Below are 25,148 nucleotides of genomic sequence, written 5' to 3' on the forward strand. Positions count from 1 at the left end.
CAATATAAATACAAAAAAGAAGGTGACTCTAAACAAGTTAAGATAAAGGATAGAGCGAGTATTTCTGAAAGACCTAGCAGTGCTAATAGAAAAAATCTTTATCACTTTGAAGGTGACACTATTGTTGGTAAAGACCATAAAAGTGCTATTGTAACAATGGTCGATAGAGCTAGCAGATTTACTATTTTAGCCAAGTCTATAGATAGAACAGCTAATTCAATCAATAGAATATTGTACAAAGTATCTAATGGTCATAAAATATTAACAGCTACATTTGATAATGGTAAAGAGTTTGCTAAACATAAGAAGCTAACTAGCAAGACTGGCATCAAAGTATTCTTTGCTGATCCATACAGTCCTTGGCAAAGAGGTACTAATGAAAACATGAATAGGTATATCAGACAATTTATACCTAAAGGTACTAACTTTAACAATATATCTCATCAATACATTAGAAAGTTACAGATAGACTTGAATAATAGACCTAAGAAATGTTTAAATTACTTGACACCTAATGAAGTACATTTTGGTATCTCTATAAACATTGAGAATACAATCTAGCTTTTAATCTATTCATAATTGCTGTATTCTGGAAAATTTTGAATACTCTTAGTAACCTCAAAACTATTAACTCATGAGAATTAATACCAAACAATGATAATATTAATGGTAAAAATATAGCTATAAAATCAATAACATTATAAAAGCCGAAAATAAAAACTAGTTTTCTACGAGCAATAATTAATCTAACAATATACTCAATAGAAAATATAGCTGAGAAAGTTATATTAATATAATTTAGATAATCAATATCACCATAATCGATCTGAGCAATTAAAGTAAAAGAATTTATAATAACAAGAACAATTATTATACTCTGATAAATTTTTTGTAACATATGATAATTTTTCATAACTCTTTTATTAAGAGTTTAGCAAAATTTAGAAGCATAGGTTAAATTTAAAATAGAAATATTTGTTACAAGATAAATATAGAAAAGGGATTATTATTCTTCGTCAGCTGATTCTTCAACTTGAGGTCTATCAACCAATTCAATGAAAACCATAGGAGCTTTATCACCGAATCTATAACCACACTTAAGAATTCTAGTATAACCACCAGCTCTTTCAGCATAACGAGCACCAAACTCTTCAAAAAGCTTAGTTACAGCAGCTTTATTTCTTAAGAAGTCGAAAGCTTGTCTTCTAAGAGCAACTGATTGTGCTTTAAACTCATTAGAATTAACATCTAATTCATTTCTTAATTTATGTTCTCTTTTAGCTAATGTTACTAGAGGCTCAACTATAGTTCTTAACTCTTTAGCTTTTGGTAAAGTAGTTTTAATAAGCTCATGATTAATCAAAGATGCTGACATGTTCTTAAACATAGCTTTTCTATGACTACTAGTTCTGCCGAATTTACTACCTTTTTTACGATGTCTCATAGTAATTACTCCTTTATAGTTAATATTATATGATTACTATATATGTTTATTTTCCTTCAACTAGTTCTCTAAAATTGTCAATTTGAACACCTAGAGATAAGTTGTTATCTATTAATATTTGCTTGATCTCATTTAGAGATTTTTTACCTAAATTAGGTATCTTCATAAGCTGTGATTCTGAATACTGTACTAAGTCACCTAAATACTTGATATTTTCTGCTCTCAAACAATTAGATGATCTAACAGTTAACTCTAGGTCATCAATTGGTTTAAGCAATATAGGATCAATATTAGAATCTAATAAAGCATCTCCAGTTTTACCATTGCTAGGCACTCTAAGAGATACAAATACCGATATCTGCTCACAGAAATACTCAAGAGCTTTTGTAACAGCTGCTAGTGGCTCAATAGTACCATTTGTTTTCACAAATACTTCTAGAGTCTCACTAGCACCATTATCAAAGATTTCAAAAGCAACTCTTTTTATCGGATTAAAATCAGCATCAACCGCTATATCTCCAACTTTTTCAAGTTCGGTTGGTAATGCTGAAAGGATTCCAACATTTCTACCTACACTGACGGTAGCTACTAAGCTGAATTCTCTTTCATTAGTTAGAGTAGCAATAGGTTGATCCTTGTTAATTATTTCAATACCTTGAGTAGTTTTGAAATCGCCAGCAGTCACAACACCAGATTTAGTTACTGATAGCTCTAATTCTACTTTTGATACATTTTTATCAAGTTTTATTGCAACCTTCTTCAGATTAGAAACAATCTCAACAACGTCTTCTTTAACATCTTCTAAAGTCGAGTATTCATGTAGAATACCACTAATATTGACTTTAATAATAGAAGCACCTGACAATGAAGATAATAAAAATCTTCTAATAGAGTTACCAAGGATATGAGCCATACCTTTTTCTACAGGAGAAACTTGAATTTTATATCCAAAAGTCCCTAACTCTTCTTTAAGCTGTATACTAGGTACAAATTCCTGATTTGAATTATTATTACTCACTAAAAAAATCTCCTTGAAATAAGGCTATATAAGAGTCTTTAAAAAAATAATAAAATATTACTTAGAGTAAAGCTCGATGATTAACTGTTCATTTATGTCTGCAGATAATTCTGATCTGTCTGGTAAAGACTTCATAGTACCTTCTAAAGAATCAGTATTAACATCAATCCAAGAAAGTTCTTTTCTATGCTTAGCAAGCTCAACAGCATTTTGAATTCTTAACTGCTTTTTAGCTTTTTCTCTAACAGCAACTACATCACCAGCTTTAACTTGAGCTGAAGGAACATTACAAGTATGTCCATTAACTAAAATACCTTTATGCACAACAAGCTGTCTAGCTTCAGCACGTGTAGCAGCAAAGCCCATTCTATAAACAACATTGTCTAATCTTGATTCTAATATTTCTAACAAAGTAGCACCAGTGTTACCTTTTCTTCTATTAGCTTCAACATAGTATTTTTTGAATTGACCTTCTAAAACACCGTACATACGACGAACTTTTTGCTTTTCTCTTAACTGCAAACCATAGTCAGATAGGCGCGCTCTTCTTGCTCCATGTTGACCTGGTGCAGTATTCATTTTACATTTTTCGTCGTTAGCTTTTACGCCACTTTTTAAAAATAAGTCTGTACCTTCTCTTCTAGAAAGTTTACATTTTGGTCCTAGATATCTAGCCATTATTAATTTCCCTTTAAAATATTAAACACGACGTTTCTTAGGAGGACGACAACCATTATGAGGTAATGGAGTCACATCTGTTATGCTTGTTACTTTTAAGTTTTTAGCATTTAAAGCTCTAACAGCAGAATCTCTACCTGAACCCGGCCCTTTTACTAAAACATCTACGTTTTTTACACCATACTCAAGAGCCATATCAGCAGCTCTTTCAGCAGCTACCTGAGCAGCGAAAGGTGTACTTTTTCTTGAACCTCTAAAGCCACTACCACCAGAAGTAGCCCAAGATAAAGCATTACCTTGTCTATCAGTAATAGTTACTATAGTGTTATTAAAAGATGAGTAAATATGAGCAACTGCATCAGTCACTACTCTTTTTACTTTTTTCTTTGATGATCTAACAGACTTAGCCATATAATCTACCCTTTAATCTTTATAGTTATAATTGTATTACGCCTTTATTGGCTTTCTTGGACCCTTACGAGTACGTGCATTAGTCTTCGTTCTTTGTCCTCTTACAGGAAGGCTACGACGATGTCTTCTACCTCTGAAGCAACCTAAGTCCATAAGTCTTTTTATGTCCATAGAAACTTCACGGCGTAAATCACCTTCTACCGTAAACTTAGCAACTTCTGTTCTTAAAGTTTCAATCTGTTCTTCAGATAGATCTTTAATCTTAACAGTTGGATCTACTTTGCAAGATTGGCAAATTTGTTGCGCTCTTGTTTTACCTATTCCATAAATTGAAGTTAATCCTATCACTGTATGTTTATGAACAGGAATATTAACACCAGCTATACGAGCCATCTACTTCACTCCTAATAATTATTCTTAATTTAGTTGCTATCTGTTGCATTTTGTAACTTGCTAGGATAGCTTTTTAAAAACAAATAATCAAGCTTTATTTAATTTGCTTGATTGATTAACCTTGTCTTTGCTTATGTCTAGGGTCTGTACATATCACACGAACAACTCTATTACGTTTGATAACTTTACAGTTTCTACACATTTTTTTAACTGAAGCTCTAACTTTCATTATATTTCTCCAAAAATATTTCTCTATTTTCTCTTACCACTAAGATTTGCTTTCTTTAGTAAAGAATCATACTGTGTTGACATCATATGAGATCTAACCTGAGCCATAAAGTCCATCATTACAACTACTACAATTAGTAAAGAAGTACCGCCAAATGTAAATGATAGTCCTTGAGCAAAGAACTTAACCACAAAAATTGGCAATAAACATATTGCTGTGATGTACAGTGAACCAACCAAAGTTAGTCTAGTCATAACTGCATCAATATACTTGACTGTTTGCTCACCAGGTCTCACACCAGAAATGTAAGCACCAGATTTTTTAAGATTATCTGCTGTTTCTTTTGGATTAAAAACCAATGAAGTATAGAAGAAACAAAAGAAAATAATTGTCGCAGCGAATACTACAGTATATACAATACTACCAGGCTGTAATAGTTCTGCAACATCAGCAAACCAACCAAGTGAATTATAGTTAGACAACCAACCAAGCAATACACCAGGCACCATAAGTATAGATGATGCAAAAATTGCAGGGATCACACCTGCCATGTTTAGTTTCAATGGCAAATGACTAGTTTGAGCAGCAAACATTTTTCTGCCCTGCTGTCTCTTAGCATAGTTTACTGTAATTTTTCTTTGAGCACTTTCCATAAATACCACAAAAGCAATTACTAGCAAAAGAAGTATCAATAGAACCCAAACAGATAAGTAAGATATTACATGTTGGTTGGCCTGTGATAGCGTATTAGAGATCTCAAATGGTAAGTTCGCAACAATACCAGAGAAGATTAGTAGCGATATTCCATTACCTACACCTCTTTCTGTAATTTGCTCACCTAACCACATCAAAAACATACTACCTGTAGTTACTGAAACAATAGTAGTTAAATAAAATAATCCCATATTGTTTGTAGTAACCAAACCATCTTGATGCAATACAAACGCAACAATACCAAATGATTGTACTATAGCCAAAGCAAGAGTTAAGTATCTTGTATATTGAGTTATTTTCTTTTGACCAGATTCGCCTTCTTTTTTCAGCTCTATAAACTTAGGATATACAGCAGAAAGCATCTGAAAAATAATAGATGCCGAAATATAAGGCATCACACCCAAAGCAAAAATACTCATTTGAGTAAGAGCGCCACCAGAGAACATATTAAACATACTCATCAAGCCACTTGTTGATGAGTGTTGATTTGATATAATCTCAACTAATTTAGTAGGATCAATATTAGGTATAGGAATATATACACCCAATCTAAATACTAATATAGCAATAACTACAAAAATTAGTCTTGATTTCAATTCACCTGTTGTACCAGAAGCACTATTATACTTTGACATATCTTAAATCTTACTCTACCTTACCACCAGCTTTTTCAATAGCTTCTTTAGCACCTTTAGTGCAAGCTATACCTTTAAGGCTAACAGCTTTTTGGATTTCTCCACTAGCTATTATTTTTACTGATTTGATATCTTTTCTTATAAGACCAGAATCTTTTAAACTATCTAATGTTACTTCTTCAAGAGCTACATTATTTAATTCATGCAACCTGATTTCAGCAACAAATCTTTTAGACGCAGAAGTAAAACCAAATTTTGGCAATCTTCTTTGTATAGGCATCTGACCGCCTTCAAAACCTACTTTATGATAGCCACCTGAACGAGCTTTTTGACCTTTATGACCTTTACCAGAAGTTTTACCTAAACCACTTCCAATACCACGACCTAGTCTTTTAGGAGCGCTTTTAGAGCCAGCAGCAGGAGCAATTGTATTTAATTTCATTTTATACTACCCCTCTATCTTAACCATATAATATATTTTGTTTGCCATACCACGATTCTCTGGAGTATCTAATACTTCAACAGTGTGGTTTATTTTTCTTAGGCCTAAACCTCTAGCTGATGCTATATGGTTTTCTTTACGACCAATTAGGCTTTTTACTAAAGTAACTTTAAATGTTTTAGTTTGAGTCATTTCTAATTACCCCTGAATTTCTTCAACAGATAGACCTCTTTTATCAGCGATCTCTTCTGGTGATTTAATTTTTGCCAAACCTGCAATTGTTGCTCTTACAACATTAGCTGGATTAGTTGAGCCGTATGTTTTTGCTAAAACGTTGTGTACACCAACAGCTTCAAAAACTGAACGCATAGCACCACCAGCAATAATACCAGTACCAGCAGAAGCTGGCTGCATAAATACTTTTGAAGCACCATGGTTAGACATTACAGGGTACCATAACGTATCATTATTTAAGTTAACTGATACCATGTTCTTTTTAGCGTTTTCCATAGCCTTTTGGATAGCAGCAGGTACTTCTCTCGACTTACCTCTACCCACACCAATTCTACCTTTACCATCACCTACAACAGTCAATGTGGCAAAGCTCATAATTCTACCACCTTTAACTGTCTTAGAGTGTCTTTTAACACTAACTAACTTTTCAATCAGTTCTTCGTTTTTTTTCACTTCATTAGACATAATGAATAATCATCCATATTTTATTTATTAAAACTGAAGACCATGCTCTCTAGCAGCTTCTGCTAAAGCTTTAACACGTCCATGATACTTATATCCAGATCTATCAAAAGCAACCTGAGAAATACCCTTCTCTTTACATCTATTAGCGATAATTTCACCAACAATTGCAGCAGAGTTAACATTCCCAGTATATTTACACTTCGCTTTTACATCTTTCTCCACAGTAGATGCAGCAGCTAATACAGTAGAACCATCACCAGATATTACCTGAGCATACACATGTCTAGGCGTTCTATAAACACACAGTCTAGTATGACCAAGCTCTTTTAGTTTAATTCTAGTACGCTTACTACGACTTAAACGAGCAGTTTTTTTATCCATAATTATACTATCCCTTACCTAACTACTTCTTCTTAGCTTCTTTTTTCGCTACGTATTCATCTTCATAACGAACACCTTTACCTTTATATGGCTCAGGTTTTCTATATTCTCTAATTTCAGAAGCTACTTTACCTAAAACCTCTTTATCAGCACCTTTTAGAATAATTTCTGTAGGAGCTGGAGTTTCAGCTGTTATACCCTGAGGTAACTTATAAACAACTGGGTGTGAGAATCCTAGCGTAAGATTAAGTTCATTACCTTGAGCTTTAGCACGGTAACCAACCCCTATAATCTTAAGCTTTCTTTCAAATCCCTTGCTTACACCCTCAACCATATTGTTAAGTATAGCTCTTGCAGTACCAGACTGAGCAATAGCATTCTTACTATTATTCTTAGGTGATACAGTTGCTACTCCATCTTCAATACTAAAAGTTACATCTGTAGAAAAAGTCTTATTTAAAGTCGCTTTAGTGCTCTTAACTTCAACCTGATTACCAGCAGTAACATTTATCGTAACGCCACTTGGGATAGCAACAGGTTTTTTACCTATTCTTGACATATCAAATCTCCTTGCTAACTTAAGCTACGTAGCCGATAATTTCACCACCAACACCAAGATCTCTTGCTTTTCTATCACTAACTAAACCTTTAGACGTAGAAATGATAGCAACACCAAAACCACCATATACTTTTGGTAGTTCTTCATGAGACTTATAAATTCTCAAACTTGGTCTAGAAACTCTTTTTATCATTTCAATCACAGGAGCGCCAGCATGATACTTAAGCTCAATTTCAATTGAAGGATGACCAGCAGCAGTTGTACCTTTTGTACAACCCTTAATATAACCTTCGTTAACTAAAAAGTTCGCGATTTTCATTTTCATCTTAGAAAATGGTACAGAAATAACCTCTTTCTCAGCAGAAAGACCATTTCTAATTCTTGTAAACATATCCGCGATTGGATCTTGCATACTCATAACTTAAATTCCTTATTACCAACTAGCTTTTTTCAAACCAGGAACATCACCTGCCATTGCATACTCTCTAAGCTTATTACGGCATAAGCCAAACTTTCTGTATACAGCATGTGGTCTACCGGTAACCTTACATCTTCTTTGAACTCTAGAAGCTGAAGAGTTTACCGGTAACTTTTGCAGTTTAATTTGAGCTTCCCATACTTGTTCTTCAGTAGAATTTACATCAAGAATAATAGCTTTAAGCTCAGCTCTTTTTTGAGCATATTTAGCTACTAATTTTTCTCTCTTTAATTCTCTCTGAATCATTGATTTTTTTGCCATTTAAAACCCCAATTTAAATTAAGACTTAAAAGGAAAACCAAATGCTTTAAGCAAAGCTCTTCCTTGATCATCATTTTTAGCTGTAGTAGTTATCGAAATATCTAAACCTCTGATAGAGTCAATTTTGTCATAATCAATTTCAGGAAAAGAGATTTGCTCTTTCATGCCTAGACTATAATTGCCTCTTCCATCAAAAGATTTAGCACTTAAACCCCTAAAATCTCTAATTCTAGGAATAGCAATTGTTATAAGTCTATCTAAAAATTCGTACATACGCTCACCACGTAAAGTAACTTTAGCGCCTATCGGCCATCCGTCACGAATTTTGAAACCAGCAATCGATTTCTTAGACATAGTAACAACTGGTTTTTGACCAGCAATAGCTGTCAAATCATTTAACGCAAAAGTCATTATTTTTTTGTCTTTCGCAGCATCACCAACACCCATATTAAGAGTAATTTTCTTAATAGAAGGTACTTCCATTATATTATCTAGATTTAGCTCAGACTTTAACTTAGCTACAAGCTCTTTTTGATAATAATCTTTTAATCTTGCCATAAAAACTTAGTCCTATAAGTCTATAAGTTCGCCATTAGATTTAAAGTAGCGAACCTTTTTCTCATCAACAAACTTATAACCCACTCTATCTGCTTTCTCAGTAGCAGGGTTAAAGATAGCAACGTTAGAAGCGTCAACAGGAAGTTCTTTTTCAACAACCCCACCTTCTACACCTCTATTAGGGTTAGGCTTAACATGTTTTTTAACAATATTAATACCTTCCACCAAAACCAAAGAACCGCTCTTAGCGAATGACTTAACAACGCCTCTACGACTCTTATCTTTACCAGCGATAACTATTACATCATCACCTTTTTTTAATCTATTCATTATCTACACCTCAATAAATATGACTATAGTACTTCTGGTGCTAAAGATACGATCTTCATGAACTTTTCCATACGTAATTCTCTAGTAACAGGACCAAAGATACGAGTTCCTATAGGTTGACCATTATTGTTTAGAAGCACAGCTGCATTATCATCAAATCTGACTTTAGAACCATCTTTTCTACGCACACCTTTAGCAGTTCTTACAACAACAGCATTATATACAGATCCTTTTTTAGCTTTACCTCTTGGAGCAGCTTCTTTCACAGTAACTTTTATAACATCTCCTACAGATGCATATCTACGGTGTGAACCACCCAAAACTTTAATACATTCAACTCTCTTAGCGCCACTATTATCAGCAACTTGAAGTTCTGTTTGCATTTGAATCATACAAATAACCCTTAATTATTATTATACAGGACTGCTGTGTATTTTGCAGTCCGATAAATATACCAATAAACTATAATAAAATCAAATTTATTATTTTTCTCTATTAATAATATCAACTAGACACCATTTCTTAGTTTTTGAATATGGTCTAGTTTCTTTGAATTTGATAACATCACCTTCTTTACATTCATTATTTTCATCATGAACATAGTATTTTGTTGTTTTTTTAACAAACTTACCATATAAAGGGTGCTTAACATATCTTTCAGCTTTTACAACTACAGTTTTATCCATAGCCACGCTAGAAACTTTACCTTCTAACAATCTAATTTTATCGCTCATCTTCAAGGCACCTATTTATTCTTTTCTGATATTATTGTATTTATACGAGCAATATCTCTTTTAGCACTTTTGAACAAGTGATTTTTCTTTAATTGCCCTGTACCCTTCTGCATACGAAGAGAAAATAACTGTTGCAATAACTCCATTTTCGCTTCTTGCAATTGGTCAATACTTTTATCTCTAAAATCTTTTAAAGTATCATTTCTTTTCATTACATCACCTGCTTTTCAACAAAAGTTGTCTGCACTGGCATTTTAGCTGCCGCTCTAGCAAAAGCTTCACGCGCTAGTTCTTCTTTTACACCAGTAATTTCATATAGTACACGACCCGGCTGAATTTGAGCAACCCAATATTCAACTGAACCCTTACCCTTACCCATACGAACTTCAAGAGGCTTTTGAGTAATCGGCTTATCAGGGAAGATCCTAATCCAAACTTTACCACCGCGCTTGATATGACGGCTGATCGCTCTTCTTCCTGCCTCAATTTGTCTAGCAGTAATTCTACCTCTAGATGTCGCTTGTAGACCAAACTCACCAAAGCTTACCTTGTTACCTCTGTGAGCCAAGCCTCTATTACGCAACTTCTGCTGTTTACGAAACTTTGTACGCTTAGGCTGTAGCATTATTTAGCTCCTTTTTTATTATTTTTCTGATTCATTTGACCAGGAAGAACTTCACCCTTATAGATCCAAACTTTAACACCTACAATACCATAAGTAGTTAAAGCTTTTGATGTTGCATAATCCACATCTGCTCTAAAAGTTTGTAGCGGAACTCTACCATCTCTAGCCCACTCAGAACGAGCAATCTCAGCACCACCTAAACGGCCGCTTACCATTATCTTGATACCTTTAGCACCAGATTTCATAGCAGCCTGCATAGCTTTTTTCATAGCTCTTCTGAACATTACTCTTTTTTCTAGCTGCTGAGCTACGCTATCTGCCACTAACTTAGCATCGATTTCTGGCTTACGCACTTCTTCGATATTAATTTGAACAGGTACACCCATCAACTTATTAACATCAGCACGCAACTTCTCAACATCCTCACCTTTCTTACCAATTACAATACCAGGTCTTGCTGTATGAATTGTAATCTTAGCATTTTGAGCAGGTCTCTCAATCTGGATTTTACTAACTGCAGCTGCTGCAAGCTTTTTACGCAAAAACTCTCTAACCTCGATATCTTCATTAAGCTTAGTAGCGTAGTCAGAAGAGTCAGCATACCAAGTTGAATTATGCTCTTTTACTATGCCTAATCGAATTCCATTAGGATTTACTTTTTGACCCATTTTTACTACACCTCTTAATTTTTCTCAGCAACTTTCACAGTAATATGTGAAGTTCTCTTTAAAATACGATTACCACGACCTTTTGCTCTAGCTTCAAAACGCTTCATAGTAGGACCTTCGTCAACAAATACAGTTGAAACAAATAAAGAATCAACATCCATACCATCATTATGTTCTGCGTTAGCGATTGCTGAATTTAAAACCTCTTTAAATAACACTGCCGCTTTCTTATTGCTAAAAGTCAAAAGATTAATAGCTTTTTCTACAGGTAAACCCCTGATTTGATCAGCGACCAATCTACATTTTTGAGCTGAGATTCTTACAAATTTTAATTTAGCTTGTACTTCCATGTATCCTAACCCCAACTATTTCTTCTTAGCTTTTTTATCAGCTGCATGACCACGGTAGTTACGAGTAACAGCAAACTCACCTAATTTATGACCCACCATTTCTTCAGTCATAAGAACAGGCACATGCTGCTGACCGTTATGTACAGCTATAGTTAAACCTATCATATCTGGCACAATCAATGATCTTCTTGACCATGTTTTGATTGGCTTTTTAGAATTACTTTCTTGCGCTTCAAAAACCTTCTTTAAAAGATGATGATCTACAAAAGGTCCTTTTTTTAATGAACGAGGCACAACTTTCTCCCTAATTACTTACGTTTTTGAACAATCAACTTATTAGAACGCTTATTTTTACGCGTCTTATAACCTTTAGTTGGGATACCCCATGGTGTAACTGGATGTCTACCACCAGATGTACGACCCTCACCACCACCATGTGGGTGATCCACTGGGTTCATAGCCACACCTCTAACAGTAGGTCTTATACCTCTCCAGCGCTTAGCACCAGCTTTACCTAAAGACTTCAAGTTGTGCTCAGAATTAGAAACAACACCAATAACCGCCCTACAATCTAAAAGCACTCTTCTCATCTCACCTGATCTTAGACGAATAATTGCGTAAGCATTATCCTTACCAACCAACTGAGCAAAAGTACCAGCACTTCTAATCATTTGCGCACCTTTTTTAGGCTTCATTTCGATATTATGAATAACAGTACCTAGAGGAATATTTCTCAAAGGCATACAGTTACCAACTGCAACATCTACTTTTTCACCTGAAACAACAGACACATCCTTCTTTAGACCTTTAGGAGCAATAATATATCTTCTCTCACCATCAGCATACAATACTAATGCGATATTTGCACTACGGTTAGGATCGTACTCGATTCTCTCAACCTTAGCTACGATATCATCCTTGTTTCTCTTAAAGTCAACAATACGATAATGCTGCTTATGTCCGCCACCTTGATGACGAACTGTAATTCTACCAGTATTATTTCTACCAGCTTTACTTTTCTTAACCTCTACCAAACCTTTGAATGGCTTACCTGTATGTAATTCTGTATTCTTTACGCTCACTACGTGGCGACGGCCAGGTGAAGTAGGTTTAGCTTTTTTTATTTCAATCATGATTATAAACCTTCTTTAAGTTACTCTGCACCAACAAAATTGATGTCATGTCCTTCAGCAAGTTTTACATAAGCTTTCTTCCATGCTTTTGTTCTACCCTCAACACGACCAAATCTACGCGCCTTACCCTTAATGTTAAGGATATTCACAGACTCAACTTTTACCTCAAAAAGCTTCTCTACAGCACTTTTCACATCCTGCTTAGTCGCAGTTCTAGCTACTTCGAATACTATAGTTGAATTAGCACCTGAAAGACCATAAGTTTTATCAGAAACGTGAGGTCTAACAACTGTTTTTAATAATTTTTCTTGAGAATTCATACTAGCTTCTCCTCTATTTCCTTGATAGCTTGCTTAGTGAAAACTACATTTTCAAAACAAACCAAAGAAACTGGATTAATTTCCACAGAATCACATACTGCTACATTCTTAAGGTTTCTAGAAGATAAGTATAAATTTTCATTAAACTCTTCTACACCAACAACAAAAAGAACATCTTTAACACCTAAAGAATCAACTATTGATTTGAATTCTGTTGTTTTAGGAGTTTCTAATTTCAATGATTCAACCACAGTCATTCTATCTGATCTTACAAGCTCAGATAATATAGATTTAACTGCACCTGAGTACATTTTACGATTTACTTTTTGCTTATAGCTTTTAGGCTTAGCTGCAAATGTAACACCACCCTTTCTGAAGATAGGCGAACGGATAGTACCCGCTCTTGCTCTACCCGTACCTTTTTGTCTCCAAGGCTTAGCTCCACCACCAGACACTTCTAATCTAGTTTTTTGAGCCTTAGTACCTTGACGAGCGCCTGCCATATAAGCAACAACAACCTGATGAATCAGAGATTCATTATAGTCTGCTGCAAAAACTCCGTCTGCAACACCTACTACACCAGCCTCTGCACCAGCTAAAGATTTTATATTTAAGTCCACAACAACTCTCCAGTATAATTAATACTTATCTACTAACTTTTAACAGCTGGAGTAACAATAACATCTCCACCAACTGAACCTGGAATACCGCCTTTTAGAAGCAATAAACCATTTTCCGCGTCTACTCTCACAACTTCAAGTGACTGAATAGTAACATTCTCGCTACCTAAATGACCAGCCATCTTCTTGTTCTTAAACACTCTACCTGGAGTCTGGTTTTGACCCGTAGAACCATGAACCCTATGAGAAAGAGAGTTACCATGAGTAGCATCTTGAGTTGCAAAGTTGTGACGCTTAACACCACCTTGGAAACCTTTACCCTTAGATACACCTCTGACATCAACCTTCTGACCCGCTTCAAAAATAGTAGCATCGATAGATGCACCTACTTCATAATCAGAAGCATTATCAATAGCAAACTCCCACAAACCTCTACCAGGCTCAACACTAGCTTTTGCATAGTGACCCGCCACAGGCTTGTTTACATTAGAACGCTTCTTAAAACCAGTAGTTACTTGAATAGCATTATAACCATCTGTTTCAGCAGTCTTTATTTGAGTTACTTTATTTGACTCAACCTGAACAACTGTTACAGGAATAGAAACACCATCTTCAGTAAATATACGAGTCATACCACATTTGCGACCAACCAATCCTAAAGACATTATTATATCCTCTATTATTATTATATTAACTCCACGATTACGATTGACCGTGAAGACCTAATTGATACCGTTTTTGAAAGATTTTCAAAAAAGTAACGTATATATTAACTTAAACTGATCTGAACATCAACACCTGATGCTAAATCTAGCTTCATTAGAGCATCTACAGTTTTATCCGTAGGCTCTACAATATCAATCAATCTCTTGTGAGTTCTGATTTCATATTGATCTCTTGCTTTTTTGTTTACGTGTGGAGAAATAAGAATTGTAAATTTCTCTTTACGAACTGGTAAAGGGATTGGTCCTTTAACTTGCGCCCCTGTTTTCTTAGCTGTATCAACAATTTCTTGAGTAGAAATATCGATAAGCTTATGATCAAAGGCTTTCAATCTAATTCTAATACGCTGATTATTTATAGCCATTTTAAATTTATCCTTTTTAATTATGAGTTACGTGATTTTATGATTTCATCTGCAATATTATTTGGCACTTCTGCATACTTCTTAAATTCCATCGAGAAAGATGCTCTACCTTGGCTCATAGAACGAACTTTAGTAGCATAACCAAACATTTCAGCAAGAGGAACTAGAGCACTAACCACTCTACCACTTGGATTCTCATCCATACCCTCAATGATACCTCTTCTTCTGTTGAGGTCACCCATAACATCACCAAGATAATCTTCAGGAGTTACAACCTCAACCTTCATGATTGGCTCAAGTATACAAGCATTAGCTTTCTTAGCACCTTCTTTAAGAGCCATAGAACCAGCAATCTTAAATGCCATCTCAGATGAGTCAACATCATGGTATGAACCATCAAATAGAGTAGCCTTAACGCCAATCATAGGATATCCAGCTAATACACCATTAGTCATTTGCTCTTCTATACCTTTAGCAACAGGACCAATGAACTCCTTAGGAATCACACCACCAACAATCTCGTCAACGAACTCAAATATCTTTTCTTCACCAGCATCGTTAGTAGAGATCTCTAAAGGCTCAAACTTAACCACAACATGGCCATACTGACCACGACCGCCTGACTGACGAACAAACTTACTATTTTGCTCAACAGTTCCACGAATAGTCTCCCTATAAGCAACTTGCGGATTACCCACATTAGCCTCGACCTTAAACTCACGTCTCATACGATCAACAATAATATCCAAATGAAGCTCACCCATACCAGAAATAATTGTTTGACCTGACTCTTCATCAGTCTTAACTCTGAAAGATGGATCCTCTGCAGCCAACTTGCCTAGAGCTATAGACATTTTTTCTTGGTCTGCTTTTGTCTTAGGCTCAACAGCAACAGAAATTACTGGCTCCGGGAAGTCCATTCTCTCAAGAATTACAGGCTTATCAAGATCACAAAGAGTATCACCAGTAGTTACATCTTTAAGGCCAATACAAGCCGCAATATCACCCGCTCTTACTTCTTTGATCTCTTCACGCTTATTTGCATGCATCTGTACGATACGACCTACACGCTCTTTCTTACCTTTAACAAGGTTATATACAGCATCACCAGACTTAAGCACACCAGAGTACACACGAATAAATGTTAAGTTACCCACAAACGGGTCTGTAGCAAGTTTAAATGCTAAAGCAGCAAAAGGCTCGTCATCAGATGATGCTCTTGAAGCTGGCTCACCATCTTCAGTTTCACATTTGATTGCTTCAACCTGATTAGGCGCAGGCAAATACTCAACCACACCATCTAGAACTGCTTGAACACCCTTGTTCTTAAACGCAGAACCACAAAATGCTAGAACAATCTCATTTGCCAACACTCTAGCACGAAGACCCTGCCTGATCTCTTCATTAGAAAGCTCACCTTCTTCAAGATACTTATCCATAAGCTCCTCAGAAGCTTCAGCTGCAGCTTCCATCATCTCCATGCGAAGCTCTTCTGCTCTATCTTGAAGCTCAGCTGGAATATCAACAAGATCATAAGTAAGACCTTGGTCTGCTTCATTCCACATGATCGCTTTCATTCTAATAAGATCTACAACACCCTTAAAGTCTTCTTCTGCACCAATATTCAACTGCACAGGGACAACATCAGCCTTCAAACGAGTTCTGATTTGACCACAAACCCTTTCAAAGTCAGCGCCCGATCTATCCATTTTATTTACAAATACAATTCTTGGAACACCATATTTGTTAGCTTGACGCCATACAGTTTCTGACTGAGGCTCAACACCTGATGAACCACAGAACACAACCACTGCACCATCCAACACACGAAGTGAACGCTCAACCTCAATAGTGAAGTCAACGTGACCCGGAGTATCAATAATATTTATACGATGCTCTGGAAACTGTTGATCCATACCTGACCAGAAAGTTGTTGTAGCGGCAGAAGTAATTGTAATACCCCTTTCTTGCTCTTGCTCCATCCAGTCCATAGTAGCAGCACCGTCATGAACCTCACCAATTTTGTGAGATAAACCCGTATAGAAAAGGATACGCTCCGTAGTTGTTGTTTTACCAGCATCAACGTGAGCACAGATACCAATATTTCTATATTTTTCTAAAGCTGTTTTACGAGGCATTTTCTAATCTCCTATTACCATCTAAAGTGAGCAAATGCTTTGTTAGCTTCAGCCATCTTATGAGTATCTTCTCTCTTCCTGACAGCAGCGCCTCTACCCGCTATAGCTTCTAGAATCTCTGCAGCAACTCTATCGCCCATAGTACTTTCTTTTCTCTTACGCGCAGCATCTATAATCCATCTCATACCTAAAGTCTGACGACGCTCAGGCCTAACTTCTACAGGAACCTGATATGTAGCACCACCAACACGACGAGATTTAACTTCTACCATAGGACTAACACTATCTAAAGCCTTCTCAAAAACTTCAACTTCATTAGCAGAAGCATCTTTAGCTTTAACCTTATCAAACGCACCATATACAATCTTCTCTGCAATAGACTTTTTACCATCTAGCATAATATGGTTCACAAACTTAGCAACAACCTGACTCTTAAACTTAGGATCAGGTAGAATATCTCTTTTAGGAGCTCTATTTCTTCTAGACATTTTTACACCTTCTTCAAATGTTAAACTTTAAACACAAATTAAGACTTAGGACGCTTAGTACCATACTTTGAACGACCGTGCTTACGATTATTAACACCTGAAGTATCTAAAGCACCCCTAACAATGTGGTAACGCACACCTGGCAAATCTTTAACCCTACCACCTCTGATAAGCACAACACTGTGCTCTTGTAGGTTATGACCTTCACCACCAATGTAGCTTGTAACCTCAAATCCACTCGTTAATCTTACACGAGCTACTTTTCTAAGTGCTGAGTTAGGCTTCTTAGGAGTAGTAGTATATACCCTTGTACATACACCTCTTCTTTGAGGACACGCCTTTAACGCAGGAACCTTAGACTTAACAACCGATCTCTTGCGAGGACTGTTCACCAACTGATTTATAGTTGCCATTAATTATTATTCTCCGTTTTTTATCAGTTTTTTGATTTAAATAATTTCAAATGCCAAGCAGAGGAAGGACCTATGCAAAAATAGCATTAGACAGACATAATAACAAAAAAGCAAAAAAAAGAAAAGAAAAAGTATTATTTATGAGAATTGCCAAAAACAGATTTAAAAGCAACATAAAGATAATTACACATAGAATAAACAGTAAGCATTACAGCCACATAGAGCATCAAAAACCCCAAAAGAATAAACCATGTATTAAAACTAGCATAGTCTAATGAATGTCTAAAATCTATTGCAGGCTTAATTAAGAATATAAAAAGTGCAGCCATCTGAGCCGTAGTCTTGATCTTACCCCATACACCAACCTTGACAACACTACGCTGCCCAAGCTCAGCCATCCACTCTCGCAATGCAGAAACAACAATTTCTCTGCAAATCATCACAATCGCCGGAATAGTAGCCCACCAATATGGGTACATTTCAATAAACAAACAAAGAGCAGTAGCAACAATCAACTTATCAGCAACAGGATCTAAAAATGCTCCTAACTTGCTTGTCTGCTCCCATTTGCGTGCCAAATAGCCATCCAACCAGTCAGTAGCTGCGCCTAATAAAAATAATGTAGCCGTAATACCATGATGGTGTGGAAACTCAAAATAATAACATATAACTATAAAAGGAATTAACGCCAAGCGACCAAAAGTTAAAATATTAGGGATATTGAAAAACATATATTAAACCCCAGTATGTCCAAATCCCCCAGCAAATCTAATAGTCAGCTGAGAGAACTCCTCTACAATATCGAACTTTGCTTGAACCACTGGAACAACCACAAGCTGCGCAAATCTCATCATAGGCTCAATTTCGATAACTTCTTGAGAACGATTAAAGCAAGACACCATTAATTCTCCTTGATAATCAGAGTCAATAAGACCAGTACCATTGCCTAGTACCAAGCCTTTTTTATGACCCAAACCAGATCTTGGCAGAATCATTGCCGCATAATTTGGATTTGCTATATTGATAGCAATTCCAGTACCTATCAACTTACACTCACCAGGACTCAAGAACTCTGCTTCAGATAAACAAGCCCTTAAATCAACCGCTGCCGAGCCTTCCGTACCATACTCAGGTACTTCTTTAATAATTTTTTTATTCAACAGCTTCAACTCTATATTCAAAACAAATCCCCCGCCTATACAACAAACACACCAGCCAAATAACCAAGTGTCACAAAAATAGGTAATGCAGGCATATAACCATCCAACCTATCAAGTACTCCACCATGACCTGGTAAGATATTGCCACTATCTTTAACTCCAGCGATACGCTTCATCATACTTTCAAAAACATCTCCAACAACAGATAAAACTGCTATTAAAGCTGAAATAATAACCATTAATAAGTACTCAAAAATACTTAAATTCATAAATAGCAAAAATACTATAGCGATAATTAACGCACAAGCCATCCCACCCAACAAACCTTCGATAGTTTTATTTGGACTCAATCGCAGAAGCATCTTACGCTTACCCATTGCTTTACCTGTAAAATAAGCTCCACTATCAGCACCTGCAACAACCAATATAAACATGAATATCCACGCAACAGAATTACTATGAAGTACATACAATGATGCTGCAAATGGTGAGATTGCAAATAAGCCGAGTATCAACATTTCATTAACAGATAATGTATCAAACTTTTGGCGCTCATATCCACTAAGTCTATAAATCGCATACAGCCAAAATACTGGGAAAATATACTGAATGTAAACAAAGAACTCTGACACAACAAACAACACTATCATGAATATCACAAGATAATTTATTGTTTCTTGTTGACTAATCTTTGTAAACTTAAGCCATTCATATGCCGAAAGCATCGCAACCAAAAAAACACCAACACCAAAAAGATAGTCATTTGCATACACAAGTCCTGCAAAAACAAAAACTACCAACAATAAACCAGTTATTATCCTCTCTTTCATATATTCCTCATTTCAAGTTGTTCACCACTCTTACCAAACCTTCTCTGGCGCGAGTAAAAATACTCTTCTGCTTTCTGAAACTCTGACTTTGTAAACTCAGGCCACATAAGATCAGTAAAATACATCTCAGCATAAGACAACTGCCATAACATAAAATCACTTAATCTAATCTCACCACTAGTCCTAATAAGTAAGTCAACCAGCATTTGACCAGCGACCGTATAACTTCCGAAATTATCCTCCGATATATTATCCAGCGCTATCTTACCATTGCCAATATCATCAATGATAGATTTCACAGCACTAATAATATCCCATCGCCCACCATAGTCAACTGCTAGCCTAAGCTGAAGTCCCGTATTATATTTAGTAACAGACTCGCTATAATCAATCATTTGTATAAGCTTATCTGATAATCTAGACCTATCTCCAATAACTTTAAGGACAATGTTATTACTATGTAATTTTGGAGTTTTATCTTTGAGTGTTTTATAAAAAAGATCCATTAGATCAGAAACTTCTTTAGCTGGTCTAAGCCAATTATCTCTACCAAATGCAAAGAGAGTTAACATCTGAATATTACGCTCAACACAATACTCTATAGCAGCATCTACACTAGATATAGAATTCCTATGACCAAATATCCTTGGCTTCAATCTACTCTTGGCCCAGCGCCCATTACCATCCATAATTATAGCAACATGCTTAAGGGCATTTTCGTTAGCCAAGCTCATAATGAGTAAAATATAAAGTTTAAACTAGATAAATAATAAGAAAGAATAAAGAGAAATACAAGTTTTATTAAGAAATCTAATAATTAGACCACCATTAAATCTTGTTCTTTTTTAACAGCAAGAGCATCTGCCTGTGCAATCATCTTATCAGTAATTTTTTGAATATTATCCTCTGCTCTTTTAGCTTCATCTTCTGTTATCTCTTTCTCTTTGAGAAGTTCTTTGATATCGCCATTAGCATCACGGCGTATATTTCTGATAGAAACTCTACCACTCTCAGTCTCAGATTTAACAAGTTTAACGAGCTCTTTTCTACGCTCTTCATTAAGTGCTGGCATAGGAACTCTCAAGCTATCACCTAAGTTAGTTGGATTAAGACCTAAGTCAGAAATTATTATAGCTTTCTCAATCTTACCTGCAAGACCCTTCTCCCAAGGAGTAATACCTAGCGTTCTAGCATCAAGAACAGTGACATTAGCTACTTGAGTAATTGGCGTAGCAGAACCATAATAATCTATAGTTACATGAGCTAAAATATCAGGATGAGCTCTTCCAGTTCTAATTTTAGCTAAATCATCAGCCAAAACCTCTAATGTTTTACTCATTCTATTTTCAGCATCTTTTAGAATATCGTTTATCATAAAAACTATTCCTTTTAAAAAAATTAGTTAGTCTAAAGTAACCCAAGTACCATGCTTTGAATCAACAACAGCATCAACCAAAGCATTCGGCTGAGTCAAATCAAACACATATATTGGAATACCAAAGTCTCTACACTGGGTAAATGCTCCCAAGTCCATCACACTCAACTCTTTACTAACCACCTCTGAAAAAGTAACTTTATCAAAGCGCTTAGCATCTGGATATTTATTTGGATCTTTATCATACACACCATCTACAGTTGTAGCCTTTAACAAGGCATCTGCACCAATCTCCACCGCTCTAAGGCTAGCTGTAGTATCAGTTGTAACAAATGGATTACCAGTACCACCTGCAAATATCAAGACCTTACCTTTTAAAAGCTCTTGATTAAATTCATGCGCACTAGCAACTCTTAACAAACCATCAATACCTTTTGCCGAAAAAGCCTCAGCTTCGACACCTTCGCTAATAAGCATATCACGAAGAGCCAAAGCATTAATCATAGTAGCAATCATACCCATAGAATCTGCAGTAGCTCTTCTAATTTTATCACCAAAGTTAGCTCTGCCACCACGAAGGATATTACCACCACCAACGACTATCGCTAGCTCAACACCTGAGTTAACGAGAGTTTTGATTTGATTTATGATAGGAGCAGCAGACTCAACATTTATACCGAAACCTTGATCTGCTGATAAAGACTCTCCACTTAACTTAAGAAGAACTCTCTTAAGCTTAGGAGCATTTTGAGAACATTCTAACGAATCATTAGACATATATTAACCTTTGATTTGGCTCATCACCTCTGCTGCGAAATCTTCTTCTTTCTTCTCGATACCTTCACCAACATCTAGACGGATAAAGCTAACTACTTTAGCTCCCTTGTCTTTAACAAGCTTTTCAACTTTGATGCTAGGATCTTTGACGAAATCTTGACCTAAAAGAGCAACTTCATCTAAGAACTTACGAATTCTACCAACAATCATTTTCTCGATAATTTCAGCAGGCTTACCACTTTCTTTTGCTTGAGCCGTGAAAATTTCTTTCTCTTTTGCCACTACATCAGCAGGAACTTCATCACCAGATACAACCATAGGATTAACAGCTGCCACGTGCATTGCAACATCTTTAGCAAGCTCCTCATCGCCACCCTCTAGAGCAGCAACAACACCTATCTTACCACCATGAATATAAGCACCTAAAGTATTAGCCGCTACAGTCTTAACTCTACGAACTTGAATGTTCTCACCGATTTTAGCAATTAGTGATTTACGTGCTTCTTCAACAGTTTCACCAGTTGAAGTTTTAGCAGCTAAAACTTCTTCGATAGTCTCTGCTTTTGCTGCGTGAGCTGCTTTTACAGCTTCTTGAGCAAACTTCTTGAAAGTCTCATCTCTAGCAACAAAGTCTGTCTCCGAGTTGATTTCAAGTAAAACAGCTCTACCATCAGCAGCATAAACTTCGATAACTCCTTCAGCTGCAACACGTGAAGCTTTTTTGTCAGCCTTTGCTTGTCCAGAAATTCTCATTTCTTCAGCAGCTTTTTCAATATCACCAGCAGCTGCAACAAGAGCTTTTTTACACTCCATCATCCCAGCACCAGTTCTTTCTCTAAGTTCCTTTACTAATTTAGCAGAAATATTTGACATTGTTTTATCCTTGTTTGTTTCTTATGCTTCTGTAGTTTCTTCAGCTTTTGCTTCCACCGCTCTGTCTAAACCTTGAGCATCAATAACAGCATCTGCAAATTTCTTCATATAGAAAGATATTGATTTAACAGCATCATCATTACCAGGGATGATGTAATCAATACCTTCTGGGTTTGAGTTAGTATCTACGATAGATACAACTTTGATACCTAATTTTTGAGCTTCTTGAATAGCAATATGCTCTTTGTTGCTGTCGATAACAACGATAGCATCAGGTAAGCCACCCATCTCTTTGATTCCACCAAGAACTTTTTCTAACTTCTCGATAGTTCTGATATTTTGAAGCATTTCTTTCTTAGTTAATGAATCTAAAGTACTATCTTCTTTCATCTTCTCTAACTGAGCAAGTCTTTTGATAGATTGTCTAACAGTTTTGTAGTTAGTAAGCATACCACCTAACCATCTATGGCTTACAAATGGCATACCACATCTTTTAGCTTCTGCTTCTATGATATCTTGCGCTTGTCTTTTTGTACCAACAAAAAGAACTTTACCACCATTAGCTACAGTTTTACCAACAAAGTTAACTGCATCCTGAAAAAGAGGAACTGTTTTCTCAAGGTTTATAATATGTACACCATGGTTAATACCAAAGATGTATTCTTTCATTTGAGGGTTCCAGAAAGCTTTTTTGTGTCCGAAGTGAACACCAGCAGATAACATTTCTTTCATTAAAGACATTTTGATTTTCCTTATTTGGGTTATATCTAGTATCTTAGTTATGCCAAATATCCCTAACAGACACCCTTTGACACAACTTCTAACTTTGAAGATACATGATTTATTAATTAAACATTAGCTCATATATAATACAAGCCGTAAAATTTTATCACACTTAATTTATAAATTACAAAAGATATTTTATATTTATTTAAAATGCTAAAATGTCCCAAATTAAATTAAAAATAGAGATCAAAAATGATTTCATTAATTGTTGCTTATGATAAAAATCTTGGTATAGGTAAAGAAAATACTCTAGCATGGAAGCTTTCTGAGGATCTAAAAAACTTCAAAAAGATAACTGAGAATAACTATATCGTAATGGGTAGAAAAACCTTTAAATCAATTGGTCGCCCCCTCCCTAACCGTAAAAATATTATCCTAACTAGAGATAAAGATTATAAGCAGGATAAGTGTTTAATAATCAACAGTGTTCAAGAGATTCTAAACTTCGCGCAATCAAAACCGCATTATGAGATTTTTATAATTGGTGGTGCACAAATTTACAAAGAGTTTCTGGGACATGCTGACAGGCTATACGTAACCGAAGTAAATACAGAAATGGCTGATCTTGATGTCTTCTTTCCTCAATGGGATAAGTCACAATTCAAAAGAATTGGCTTTAGAGAATATAATAAAGATGATAAAAATCAGTTTGACTTCACGTTTAGCGTATATGAAAAAATCTTTATCTAATCTTCCGTAAATAAAGCTGTCGATAAGTACCTCTCCGCACTAGATGCAAAGATAACTACTATAAATTTGTTCTCATTCTCCGCACGTTGTGCTATTTCAAATGCAGCCTTCAACGCTGCACCGGATGAAATACCAGCCGGCACACCTTCTTCACGCGCCACTAAACGAGCATACACCAAAGCATCCTCATCACTGACTGTAACAATATCATCGATTATAGATGTATTTAGAATCTCAGGTATAAATCCAGCACCTATCCCTTGAATTTTATGTGGACCAGATTTACCACCAGATAAAACAGGACTAGACACAGGTTCTACTGCTACCGCCTTAAAACTAGATTTCTTGTGCTTGAGAACTTCAGCAACACCTGTAATAGTACCACCCGTACCTACACCTGCAACCAGAATATCTACCCTACCATCAGTATATTGCCAGATTTCTAAGGCTGTTGAGTTCCTATGTGCTTCTGGATTAGCAGGATTAGTAAATTGACCTAATATAACACTATCTTTTAAAAGCTAGATTGTATTCTGAAAGTTTTAAATAGTTGAAAGAGAGTTCCAAATATAGTTTATTAGGTTTTGACGAAACTAAAATAAACGATAAGGAACTAAAAAATGCCAAAGCACTTAACTCTTTCAAATAGATATTGTATAGAAGAATTACTTAAATTAGGATACCAAACATCTCAAATAGCCAATAAAATTGGCTATAGTGAAAGAGCTATAAAAAAGGAACTTAATCGCACTAGTATAAATAGTGACTATAATGCTGAGATAGCACAGAAGCTATATCAAAGCCGCAGAACTTCAAATAATCATAAGCTATCCTGTAAAGTTAAAAAGCTA

44 protein-coding genes are annotated in these 25,148 nt (G+C 35.7%); 3 read left to right on the top strand and 41 right to left on the bottom strand.

Features of this window, described 5'->3' with window-relative positions:
- The coding region (locus tag F8C69_RS02020; RefSeq protein ID WP_159183759.1) for an IS30 family transposase at positions 1 to 561 on the top strand (561 nt) is incomplete at its 5' end.
- On the opposite strand, the gene F8C69_RS02025 is transcribed toward F8C69_RS02020, so the two are convergent.
- From F8C69_RS02025 to rpsB, 40 genes are all read right to left on the bottom strand, one after another.
- On the bottom strand, positions 536 to 913 hold the full coding sequence (locus tag F8C69_RS02025) for an ion transporter (protein WP_234384193.1): 378 nt from the start codon (positions 911 to 913) through the stop codon (positions 536 to 538). The two genes, F8C69_RS02020 and F8C69_RS02025, sit on opposite strands and share 26 nt — an antisense overlap.
- A 93-nt stretch (positions 914 to 1,006) precedes the next feature.
- Positions 1,007 to 1,444, bottom strand: a complete 438-nt coding sequence (rplQ, locus tag F8C69_RS02030) for a 50S ribosomal protein L17 (protein WP_159183997.1) — start codon at positions 1,442 to 1,444, stop codon at positions 1,007 to 1,009.
- A 46-nt stretch (positions 1,445 to 1,490) separates the two neighbouring features.
- Positions 1,491 to 2,462 carry a DNA-directed RNA polymerase subunit alpha gene (locus tag F8C69_RS02035; protein WP_159183998.1) on the bottom strand — a complete coding sequence of 324 codons (972 nt, stop codon included), beginning with the start codon at positions 2,460 to 2,462 and terminating at the stop codon, positions 1,491 to 1,493.
- 57 nt (positions 2,463 to 2,519) lie between these two features.
- Positions 2,520 to 3,140 (bottom strand): 30S ribosomal protein S4, encoded by a 621-nt coding sequence (rpsD, locus tag F8C69_RS02040; RefSeq protein ID WP_159183999.1) that lies wholly within the window; start codon positions 3,138 to 3,140, stop codon positions 2,520 to 2,522.
- Between the two features lie 21 nt (positions 3,141 to 3,161).
- Positions 3,162 to 3,551 (bottom strand): 30S ribosomal protein S11, encoded by a 390-nt coding sequence (rpsK, locus tag F8C69_RS02045; protein WP_003021583.1) that lies wholly within the window; start codon positions 3,549 to 3,551, stop codon positions 3,162 to 3,164.
- Positions 3,552 to 3,587: 36 nt separating this feature from the next.
- Positions 3,588 to 3,944: a 30S ribosomal protein S13 gene (gene rpsM / locus F8C69_RS02050; protein ID WP_004286596.1), complete on the bottom strand. Its 357-nt coding sequence runs from the start codon at positions 3,942 to 3,944 to the stop codon at positions 3,588 to 3,590.
- A 115-nt stretch (positions 3,945 to 4,059) separates the two neighbouring features.
- Positions 4,060 to 4,173: a 50S ribosomal protein L36 gene (gene rpmJ / locus F8C69_RS02055; protein ID WP_003017816.1), complete on the bottom strand. Its 114-nt coding sequence runs from the start codon at positions 4,171 to 4,173 to the stop codon at positions 4,060 to 4,062.
- A 23-nt stretch (positions 4,174 to 4,196) separates the two neighbouring features.
- A complete protein-coding gene (secY, locus tag F8C69_RS02060; protein WP_159184000.1) occupies positions 4,197 to 5,522 on the bottom strand; it encodes a preprotein translocase subunit SecY in 1,326 nt (441 codons plus the stop codon).
- Between the two features lie 10 nt (positions 5,523 to 5,532).
- Entirely contained in the window at positions 5,533 to 5,964 is a 432-nt protein-coding gene (gene rplO, locus F8C69_RS02065; protein WP_159184001.1) for a 50S ribosomal protein L15, read from the bottom strand.
- A gap of 6 nt (positions 5,965 to 5,970) precedes the next feature.
- Complete coding sequence (gene rpmD, locus F8C69_RS02070) at positions 5,971 to 6,156, bottom strand: 50S ribosomal protein L30 (RefSeq protein ID WP_003017811.1); 186 nt, start codon at positions 6,154 to 6,156, stop codon at positions 5,971 to 5,973.
- A 6-nt stretch (positions 6,157 to 6,162) separates the two neighbouring features.
- The gene (gene rpsE / locus F8C69_RS02075) at positions 6,163 to 6,663 is read right to left on the bottom strand and encodes a 30S ribosomal protein S5 (protein ID WP_159184002.1); all 501 of its coding nucleotides are present in this window, start codon (positions 6,661 to 6,663) and stop codon (positions 6,163 to 6,165) included.
- Positions 6,664 to 6,690: 27 nt separating this feature from the next.
- Complete coding sequence (rplR, locus tag F8C69_RS02080; protein WP_044525525.1) at positions 6,691 to 7,044, bottom strand: 50S ribosomal protein L18; 354 nt, start codon at positions 7,042 to 7,044, stop codon at positions 6,691 to 6,693.
- A 22-nt stretch (positions 7,045 to 7,066) separates the two neighbouring features.
- The gene (gene rplF, locus F8C69_RS02085) at positions 7,067 to 7,603 is read right to left on the bottom strand and encodes a 50S ribosomal protein L6 (protein WP_159184003.1); all 537 of its coding nucleotides are present in this window, start codon (positions 7,601 to 7,603) and stop codon (positions 7,067 to 7,069) included.
- A 19-nt stretch (positions 7,604 to 7,622) separates the two neighbouring features.
- Positions 7,623 to 8,021 carry a 30S ribosomal protein S8 gene (gene rpsH / locus F8C69_RS02090; protein ID WP_159184004.1) on the bottom strand — a complete coding sequence of 133 codons (399 nt, stop codon included), beginning with the start codon at positions 8,019 to 8,021 and terminating at the stop codon, positions 7,623 to 7,625.
- A 15-nt stretch (positions 8,022 to 8,036) separates the two neighbouring features.
- Positions 8,037 to 8,342 (bottom strand): 30S ribosomal protein S14, encoded by a 306-nt coding sequence (gene rpsN, locus F8C69_RS02095; RefSeq protein ID WP_044525522.1) that lies wholly within the window; start codon positions 8,340 to 8,342, stop codon positions 8,037 to 8,039.
- 18 nt (positions 8,343 to 8,360) lie between these two features.
- Positions 8,361 to 8,900: a 50S ribosomal protein L5 gene (gene rplE, locus F8C69_RS02100; RefSeq protein ID WP_044525521.1), complete on the bottom strand. Its 540-nt coding sequence runs from the start codon at positions 8,898 to 8,900 to the stop codon at positions 8,361 to 8,363.
- Positions 8,901 to 8,912: 12 nt separating this feature from the next.
- Positions 8,913 to 9,230 carry a 50S ribosomal protein L24 gene (rplX, locus tag F8C69_RS02105; protein ID WP_159184005.1) on the bottom strand — a complete coding sequence of 106 codons (318 nt, stop codon included), beginning with the start codon at positions 9,228 to 9,230 and terminating at the stop codon, positions 8,913 to 8,915.
- 23 nt (positions 9,231 to 9,253) lie between these two features.
- Positions 9,254 to 9,622 carry a 50S ribosomal protein L14 gene (rplN, locus tag F8C69_RS02110; protein ID WP_159184006.1) on the bottom strand — a complete coding sequence of 123 codons (369 nt, stop codon included), beginning with the start codon at positions 9,620 to 9,622 and terminating at the stop codon, positions 9,254 to 9,256.
- Between the two features lie 90 nt (positions 9,623 to 9,712).
- The gene (gene rpsQ / locus F8C69_RS02115) at positions 9,713 to 9,964 is read right to left on the bottom strand and encodes a 30S ribosomal protein S17 (RefSeq protein ID WP_014714337.1); all 252 of its coding nucleotides are present in this window, start codon (positions 9,962 to 9,964) and stop codon (positions 9,713 to 9,715) included.
- Positions 9,965 to 9,975: 11 nt separating this feature from the next.
- A complete protein-coding gene (gene rpmC, locus F8C69_RS02120; RefSeq protein WP_159184007.1) occupies positions 9,976 to 10,176 on the bottom strand; it encodes a 50S ribosomal protein L29 in 201 nt (66 codons plus the stop codon).
- On the bottom strand, positions 10,176 to 10,589 hold the full coding sequence (gene rplP / locus F8C69_RS02125) for a 50S ribosomal protein L16 (RefSeq protein ID WP_014714335.1): 414 nt from the start codon (positions 10,587 to 10,589) through the stop codon (positions 10,176 to 10,178). The genes rpmC and rplP overlap by 1 nt, the downstream gene beginning before the upstream one ends.
- A complete protein-coding gene (gene rpsC / locus F8C69_RS02130; RefSeq protein WP_159184008.1) occupies positions 10,589 to 11,257 on the bottom strand; it encodes a 30S ribosomal protein S3 in 669 nt (222 codons plus the stop codon). Before rpsC ends, rplP begins: the two co-directional genes overlap by 1 nt.
- A 14-nt stretch (positions 11,258 to 11,271) precedes the next feature.
- The gene (rplV, locus tag F8C69_RS02135; RefSeq protein WP_159184009.1) at positions 11,272 to 11,607 is read right to left on the bottom strand and encodes a 50S ribosomal protein L22; all 336 of its coding nucleotides are present in this window, start codon (positions 11,605 to 11,607) and stop codon (positions 11,272 to 11,274) included.
- A gap of 15 nt (positions 11,608 to 11,622) precedes the next feature.
- On the bottom strand, positions 11,623 to 11,901 hold the full coding sequence (rpsS, locus tag F8C69_RS02140) for a 30S ribosomal protein S19 (protein ID WP_004286613.1): 279 nt from the start codon (positions 11,899 to 11,901) through the stop codon (positions 11,623 to 11,625).
- 14 nt (positions 11,902 to 11,915) lie between these two features.
- The gene (gene rplB, locus F8C69_RS02145) at positions 11,916 to 12,740 is read right to left on the bottom strand and encodes a 50S ribosomal protein L2 (RefSeq protein WP_159184010.1); all 825 of its coding nucleotides are present in this window, start codon (positions 12,738 to 12,740) and stop codon (positions 11,916 to 11,918) included.
- 20 nt (positions 12,741 to 12,760) lie between these two features.
- Positions 12,761 to 13,060 carry a 50S ribosomal protein L23 gene (gene rplW, locus F8C69_RS02150; RefSeq protein WP_159184011.1) on the bottom strand — a complete coding sequence of 100 codons (300 nt, stop codon included), beginning with the start codon at positions 13,058 to 13,060 and terminating at the stop codon, positions 12,761 to 12,763.
- On the bottom strand, positions 13,057 to 13,680 hold the full coding sequence (gene rplD, locus F8C69_RS02155; RefSeq protein WP_159184012.1) for a 50S ribosomal protein L4: 624 nt from the start codon (positions 13,678 to 13,680) through the stop codon (positions 13,057 to 13,059). Before rplD ends, rplW begins: the two co-directional genes overlap by 4 nt.
- A 32-nt stretch (positions 13,681 to 13,712) precedes the next feature.
- Entirely contained in the window at positions 13,713 to 14,345 is a 633-nt protein-coding gene (gene rplC, locus F8C69_RS02160) for a 50S ribosomal protein L3 (protein WP_159184013.1), read from the bottom strand.
- 104 nt (positions 14,346 to 14,449) lie between these two features.
- The gene (gene rpsJ / locus F8C69_RS02165) at positions 14,450 to 14,767 is read right to left on the bottom strand and encodes a 30S ribosomal protein S10 (RefSeq protein ID WP_004286618.1); all 318 of its coding nucleotides are present in this window, start codon (positions 14,765 to 14,767) and stop codon (positions 14,450 to 14,452) included.
- 20 nt (positions 14,768 to 14,787) lie between these two features.
- Entirely contained in the window at positions 14,788 to 16,905 is a 2,118-nt protein-coding gene (gene fusA, locus F8C69_RS02170) for an elongation factor G (protein WP_159184014.1), read from the bottom strand.
- Between the two features lie 14 nt (positions 16,906 to 16,919).
- Positions 16,920 to 17,393: a 30S ribosomal protein S7 gene (rpsG, locus tag F8C69_RS02175; protein ID WP_159184015.1), complete on the bottom strand. Its 474-nt coding sequence runs from the start codon at positions 17,391 to 17,393 to the stop codon at positions 16,920 to 16,922.
- Between the two features lie 38 nt (positions 17,394 to 17,431).
- A complete protein-coding gene (gene rpsL, locus F8C69_RS02180) occupies positions 17,432 to 17,806 on the bottom strand; it encodes a 30S ribosomal protein S12 (RefSeq protein ID WP_004286621.1) in 375 nt (124 codons plus the stop codon).
- Between the two features lie 134 nt (positions 17,807 to 17,940).
- Positions 17,941 to 18,537 carry a CDP-diacylglycerol--glycerol-3-phosphate 3-phosphatidyltransferase gene (gene pgsA, locus F8C69_RS02185; protein WP_159184016.1) on the bottom strand — a complete coding sequence of 199 codons (597 nt, stop codon included), beginning with the start codon at positions 18,535 to 18,537 and terminating at the stop codon, positions 17,941 to 17,943.
- A 3-nt stretch (positions 18,538 to 18,540) separates the two neighbouring features.
- Positions 18,541 to 18,987 (bottom strand): dUTP diphosphatase, encoded by a 447-nt coding sequence (gene dut / locus F8C69_RS02190; protein ID WP_159184017.1) that lies wholly within the window; start codon positions 18,985 to 18,987, stop codon positions 18,541 to 18,543.
- 14 nt (positions 18,988 to 19,001) lie between these two features.
- Positions 19,002 to 19,796, bottom strand: a complete 795-nt coding sequence (locus F8C69_RS02195) for a phosphatidate cytidylyltransferase (RefSeq protein WP_159184018.1) — start codon at positions 19,794 to 19,796, stop codon at positions 19,002 to 19,004.
- Positions 19,793 to 20,530 carry a polyprenyl diphosphate synthase gene (uppS, locus tag F8C69_RS02200; protein ID WP_159184019.1) on the bottom strand — a complete coding sequence of 246 codons (738 nt, stop codon included), beginning with the start codon at positions 20,528 to 20,530 and terminating at the stop codon, positions 19,793 to 19,795. The genes F8C69_RS02195 and uppS overlap by 4 nt, the downstream gene beginning before the upstream one ends.
- A gap of 83 nt (positions 20,531 to 20,613) precedes the next feature.
- Positions 20,614 to 21,171 carry a ribosome recycling factor gene (gene frr, locus F8C69_RS02205; protein WP_159184020.1) on the bottom strand — a complete coding sequence of 186 codons (558 nt, stop codon included), beginning with the start codon at positions 21,169 to 21,171 and terminating at the stop codon, positions 20,614 to 20,616.
- A gap of 27 nt (positions 21,172 to 21,198) precedes the next feature.
- Positions 21,199 to 21,948: a UMP kinase gene (gene pyrH / locus F8C69_RS02210; protein ID WP_159184021.1), complete on the bottom strand. Its 750-nt coding sequence runs from the start codon at positions 21,946 to 21,948 to the stop codon at positions 21,199 to 21,201.
- Between the two features lie 3 nt (positions 21,949 to 21,951).
- Complete coding sequence (tsf, locus tag F8C69_RS02215; protein WP_159184022.1) at positions 21,952 to 22,821, bottom strand: translation elongation factor Ts; 870 nt, start codon at positions 22,819 to 22,821, stop codon at positions 21,952 to 21,954.
- 21 nt (positions 22,822 to 22,842) lie between these two features.
- The gene (rpsB, locus tag F8C69_RS02220; RefSeq protein ID WP_159184023.1) at positions 22,843 to 23,562 is read right to left on the bottom strand and encodes a 30S ribosomal protein S2; all 720 of its coding nucleotides are present in this window, start codon (positions 23,560 to 23,562) and stop codon (positions 22,843 to 22,845) included.
- A gap of 237 nt (positions 23,563 to 23,799) precedes the next feature.
- Between rpsB and F8C69_RS02225 the strand changes: the two genes are divergently transcribed.
- On the top strand, positions 23,800 to 24,297 hold the full coding sequence (locus F8C69_RS02225; RefSeq protein WP_159184024.1) for a dihydrofolate reductase: 498 nt from the start codon (positions 23,800 to 23,802) through the stop codon (positions 24,295 to 24,297).
- Here the strand turns inward: F8C69_RS02225 and F8C69_RS02230 are convergent.
- Positions 24,294 to 24,800, bottom strand: a complete 507-nt coding sequence (locus F8C69_RS02230) for a pyridoxal-phosphate dependent enzyme (protein WP_290125325.1) — start codon at positions 24,798 to 24,800, stop codon at positions 24,294 to 24,296. The two genes, F8C69_RS02225 and F8C69_RS02230, sit on opposite strands and share 4 nt — an antisense overlap.
- 117 nt (positions 24,801 to 24,917) lie before the next feature.
- Here F8C69_RS02230 and F8C69_RS02235 point away from each other — a divergent pair.
- A partial coding sequence (locus F8C69_RS02235; RefSeq protein ID WP_159183974.1) for a helix-turn-helix domain-containing protein occupies positions 24,918 to 25,148 on the top strand: 231 nt, incomplete at its 3' end.

Origin of the sequence: Francisella noatunensis subsp. noatunensis, from assembly GCF_009823375.1 — a bacterium.
In the GTDB taxonomy this organism is placed as follows: Bacteria; Pseudomonadota; Gammaproteobacteria; order Francisellales; family Francisellaceae; genus Francisella; species Francisella noatunensis.

What these genes read in the sequence shown, in the direction of transcription:
- rpsG (WP_159184015.1), bottom strand. Translation starts at nt 17,393, where the DNA reads ATGTCTAGAAGAAATAGAGCTCCTAAAAGAGATATTCTACCTGATCCT.
- rplC (WP_159184013.1), bottom strand. Translation starts at nt 14,345, where the DNA reads ATGTCTTTAGGATTGGTTGGTCGCAAATGTGGTATGACTCGTATATTT.
- pyrH (WP_159184021.1), bottom strand. Translation starts at nt 21,948, where the DNA reads ATGTCTAATGATTCGTTAGAATGTTCTCAAAATGCTCCTAAGCTTAAG.
- rpsD (WP_159183999.1), bottom strand. Translation starts at nt 3,140, where the DNA reads ATGGCTAGATATCTAGGACCAAAATGTAAACTTTCTAGAAGAGAAGGT.
- rplE (WP_044525521.1), bottom strand. Translation starts at nt 8,900, where the DNA reads ATGGCAAGATTAAAAGATTATTATCAAAAAGAGCTTGTAGCTAAGTTA.
- rplO (WP_159184001.1), bottom strand. Translation starts at nt 5,964, where the DNA reads ATGAAATTAAATACAATTGCTCCTGCTGCTGGCTCTAAAAGCGCTCCT.
- rpsJ (WP_004286618.1), bottom strand. Translation starts at nt 14,767, where the DNA reads ATGGCTATAAATAATCAGCGTATTAGAATTAGATTGAAAGCCTTTGAT.
- rplV (WP_159184009.1), bottom strand. Translation starts at nt 11,607, where the DNA reads ATGGAAGTACAAGCTAAATTAAAATTTGTAAGAATCTCAGCTCAAAAA.
- rplN (WP_159184006.1), bottom strand. Translation starts at nt 9,622, where the DNA reads ATGATTCAAATGCAAACAGAACTTCAAGTTGCTGATAATAGTGGCGCT.
- rplP (WP_014714335.1), bottom strand. Translation starts at nt 10,589, where the DNA reads ATGCTACAGCCTAAGCGTACAAAGTTTCGTAAACAGCAGAAGTTGCGT.
- frr (WP_159184020.1), bottom strand. Translation starts at nt 21,171, where the DNA reads ATGATAAACGATATTCTAAAAGATGCTGAAAATAGAATGAGTAAAACA.
- rpsH (WP_159184004.1), bottom strand. Translation starts at nt 8,021, where the DNA reads ATGAGTATGCAAGATCCAATCGCGGATATGTTTACAAGAATTAGAAAT.
- fusA (WP_159184014.1), bottom strand. Translation starts at nt 16,905, where the DNA reads ATGCCTCGTAAAACAGCTTTAGAAAAATATAGAAATATTGGTATCTGT.
- pgsA (WP_159184016.1), bottom strand. Translation starts at nt 18,537, where the DNA reads ATGTTTTTCAATATCCCTAATATTTTAACTTTTGGTCGCTTGGCGTTA.
- rplB (WP_159184010.1), bottom strand. Translation starts at nt 12,740, where the DNA reads ATGATTGAAATAAAAAAAGCTAAACCTACTTCACCTGGCCGTCGCCAC.
- rplW (WP_159184011.1), bottom strand. Translation starts at nt 13,060, where the DNA reads ATGAATTCTCAAGAAAAATTATTAAAAACAGTTGTTAGACCTCACGTT.
- F8C69_RS02225 (WP_159184024.1), top strand. Translation starts at nt 23,800, where the DNA reads ATGATTTCATTAATTGTTGCTTATGATAAAAATCTTGGTATAGGTAAA.
- rpsM (WP_004286596.1), bottom strand. Translation starts at nt 3,944, where the DNA reads ATGGCTCGTATAGCTGGTGTTAATATTCCTGTTCATAAACATACAGTG.
- uppS (WP_159184019.1), bottom strand. Translation starts at nt 20,530, where the DNA reads ATGAGCTTGGCTAACGAAAATGCCCTTAAGCATGTTGCTATAATTATG.
- rplF (WP_159184003.1), bottom strand. Translation starts at nt 7,603, where the DNA reads ATGTCAAGAATAGGTAAAAAACCTGTTGCTATCCCAAGTGGCGTTACG.
- rpmD (WP_003017811.1), bottom strand. Translation starts at nt 6,156, where the DNA reads ATGACTCAAACTAAAACATTTAAAGTTACTTTAGTAAAAAGCCTAATT.
- tsf (WP_159184022.1), bottom strand. Translation starts at nt 22,821, where the DNA reads ATGTCAAATATTTCTGCTAAATTAGTAAAGGAACTTAGAGAAAGAACT.
- rpsQ (WP_014714337.1), bottom strand. Translation starts at nt 9,964, where the DNA reads ATGAGCGATAAAATTAGATTGTTAGAAGGTAAAGTTTCTAGCGTGGCT.
- F8C69_RS02195 (WP_159184018.1), bottom strand. Translation starts at nt 19,796, where the DNA reads ATGAAAGAGAGGATAATAACTGGTTTATTGTTGGTAGTTTTTGTTTTT.
- rplR (WP_044525525.1), bottom strand. Translation starts at nt 7,044, where the DNA reads ATGGATAAAAAAACTGCTCGTTTAAGTCGTAGTAAGCGTACTAGAATT.
- rplX (WP_159184005.1), bottom strand. Translation starts at nt 9,230, where the DNA reads ATGAATAGATTAAAAAAAGGTGATGATGTAATAGTTATCGCTGGTAAA.
- rpmJ (WP_003017816.1), bottom strand. Translation starts at nt 4,173, where the DNA reads ATGAAAGTTAGAGCTTCAGTTAAAAAAATGTGTAGAAACTGTAAAGTT.
- secY (WP_159184000.1), bottom strand. Translation starts at nt 5,522, where the DNA reads ATGTCAAAGTATAATAGTGCTTCTGGTACAACAGGTGAATTGAAATCA.
- rpsB (WP_159184023.1), bottom strand. Translation starts at nt 23,562, where the DNA reads ATGTCTTTAATGAAAGAAATGTTATCTGCTGGTGTTCACTTCGGACAC.
- rpsL (WP_004286621.1), bottom strand. Translation starts at nt 17,806, where the DNA reads ATGGCAACTATAAATCAGTTGGTGAACAGTCCTCGCAAGAGATCGGTT.
- rpsN (WP_044525522.1), bottom strand. Translation starts at nt 8,342, where the DNA reads ATGGCAAAAAAATCAATGATTCAGAGAGAATTAAAGAGAGAAAAATTA.
- rpsK (WP_003021583.1), bottom strand. Translation starts at nt 3,551, where the DNA reads ATGGCTAAGTCTGTTAGATCATCAAAGAAAAAAGTAAAAAGAGTAGTG.
- rpsC (WP_159184008.1), bottom strand. Translation starts at nt 11,257, where the DNA reads ATGGGTCAAAAAGTAAATCCTAATGGAATTCGATTAGGCATAGTAAAA.
- F8C69_RS02025 (WP_234384193.1), bottom strand. Translation starts at nt 913, where the DNA reads ATGAAAAATTATCATATGTTACAAAAAATTTATCAGAGTATAATAATT.
- rpsE (WP_159184002.1), bottom strand. Translation starts at nt 6,663, where the DNA reads ATGTCTAATGAAGTGAAAAAAAACGAAGAACTGATTGAAAAGTTAGTT.
- rpmC (WP_159184007.1), bottom strand. Translation starts at nt 10,176, where the DNA reads ATGAAAAGAAATGATACTTTAAAAGATTTTAGAGATAAAAGTATTGAC.
- rplQ (WP_159183997.1), bottom strand. Translation starts at nt 1,444, where the DNA reads ATGAGACATCGTAAAAAAGGTAGTAAATTCGGCAGAACTAGTAGTCAT.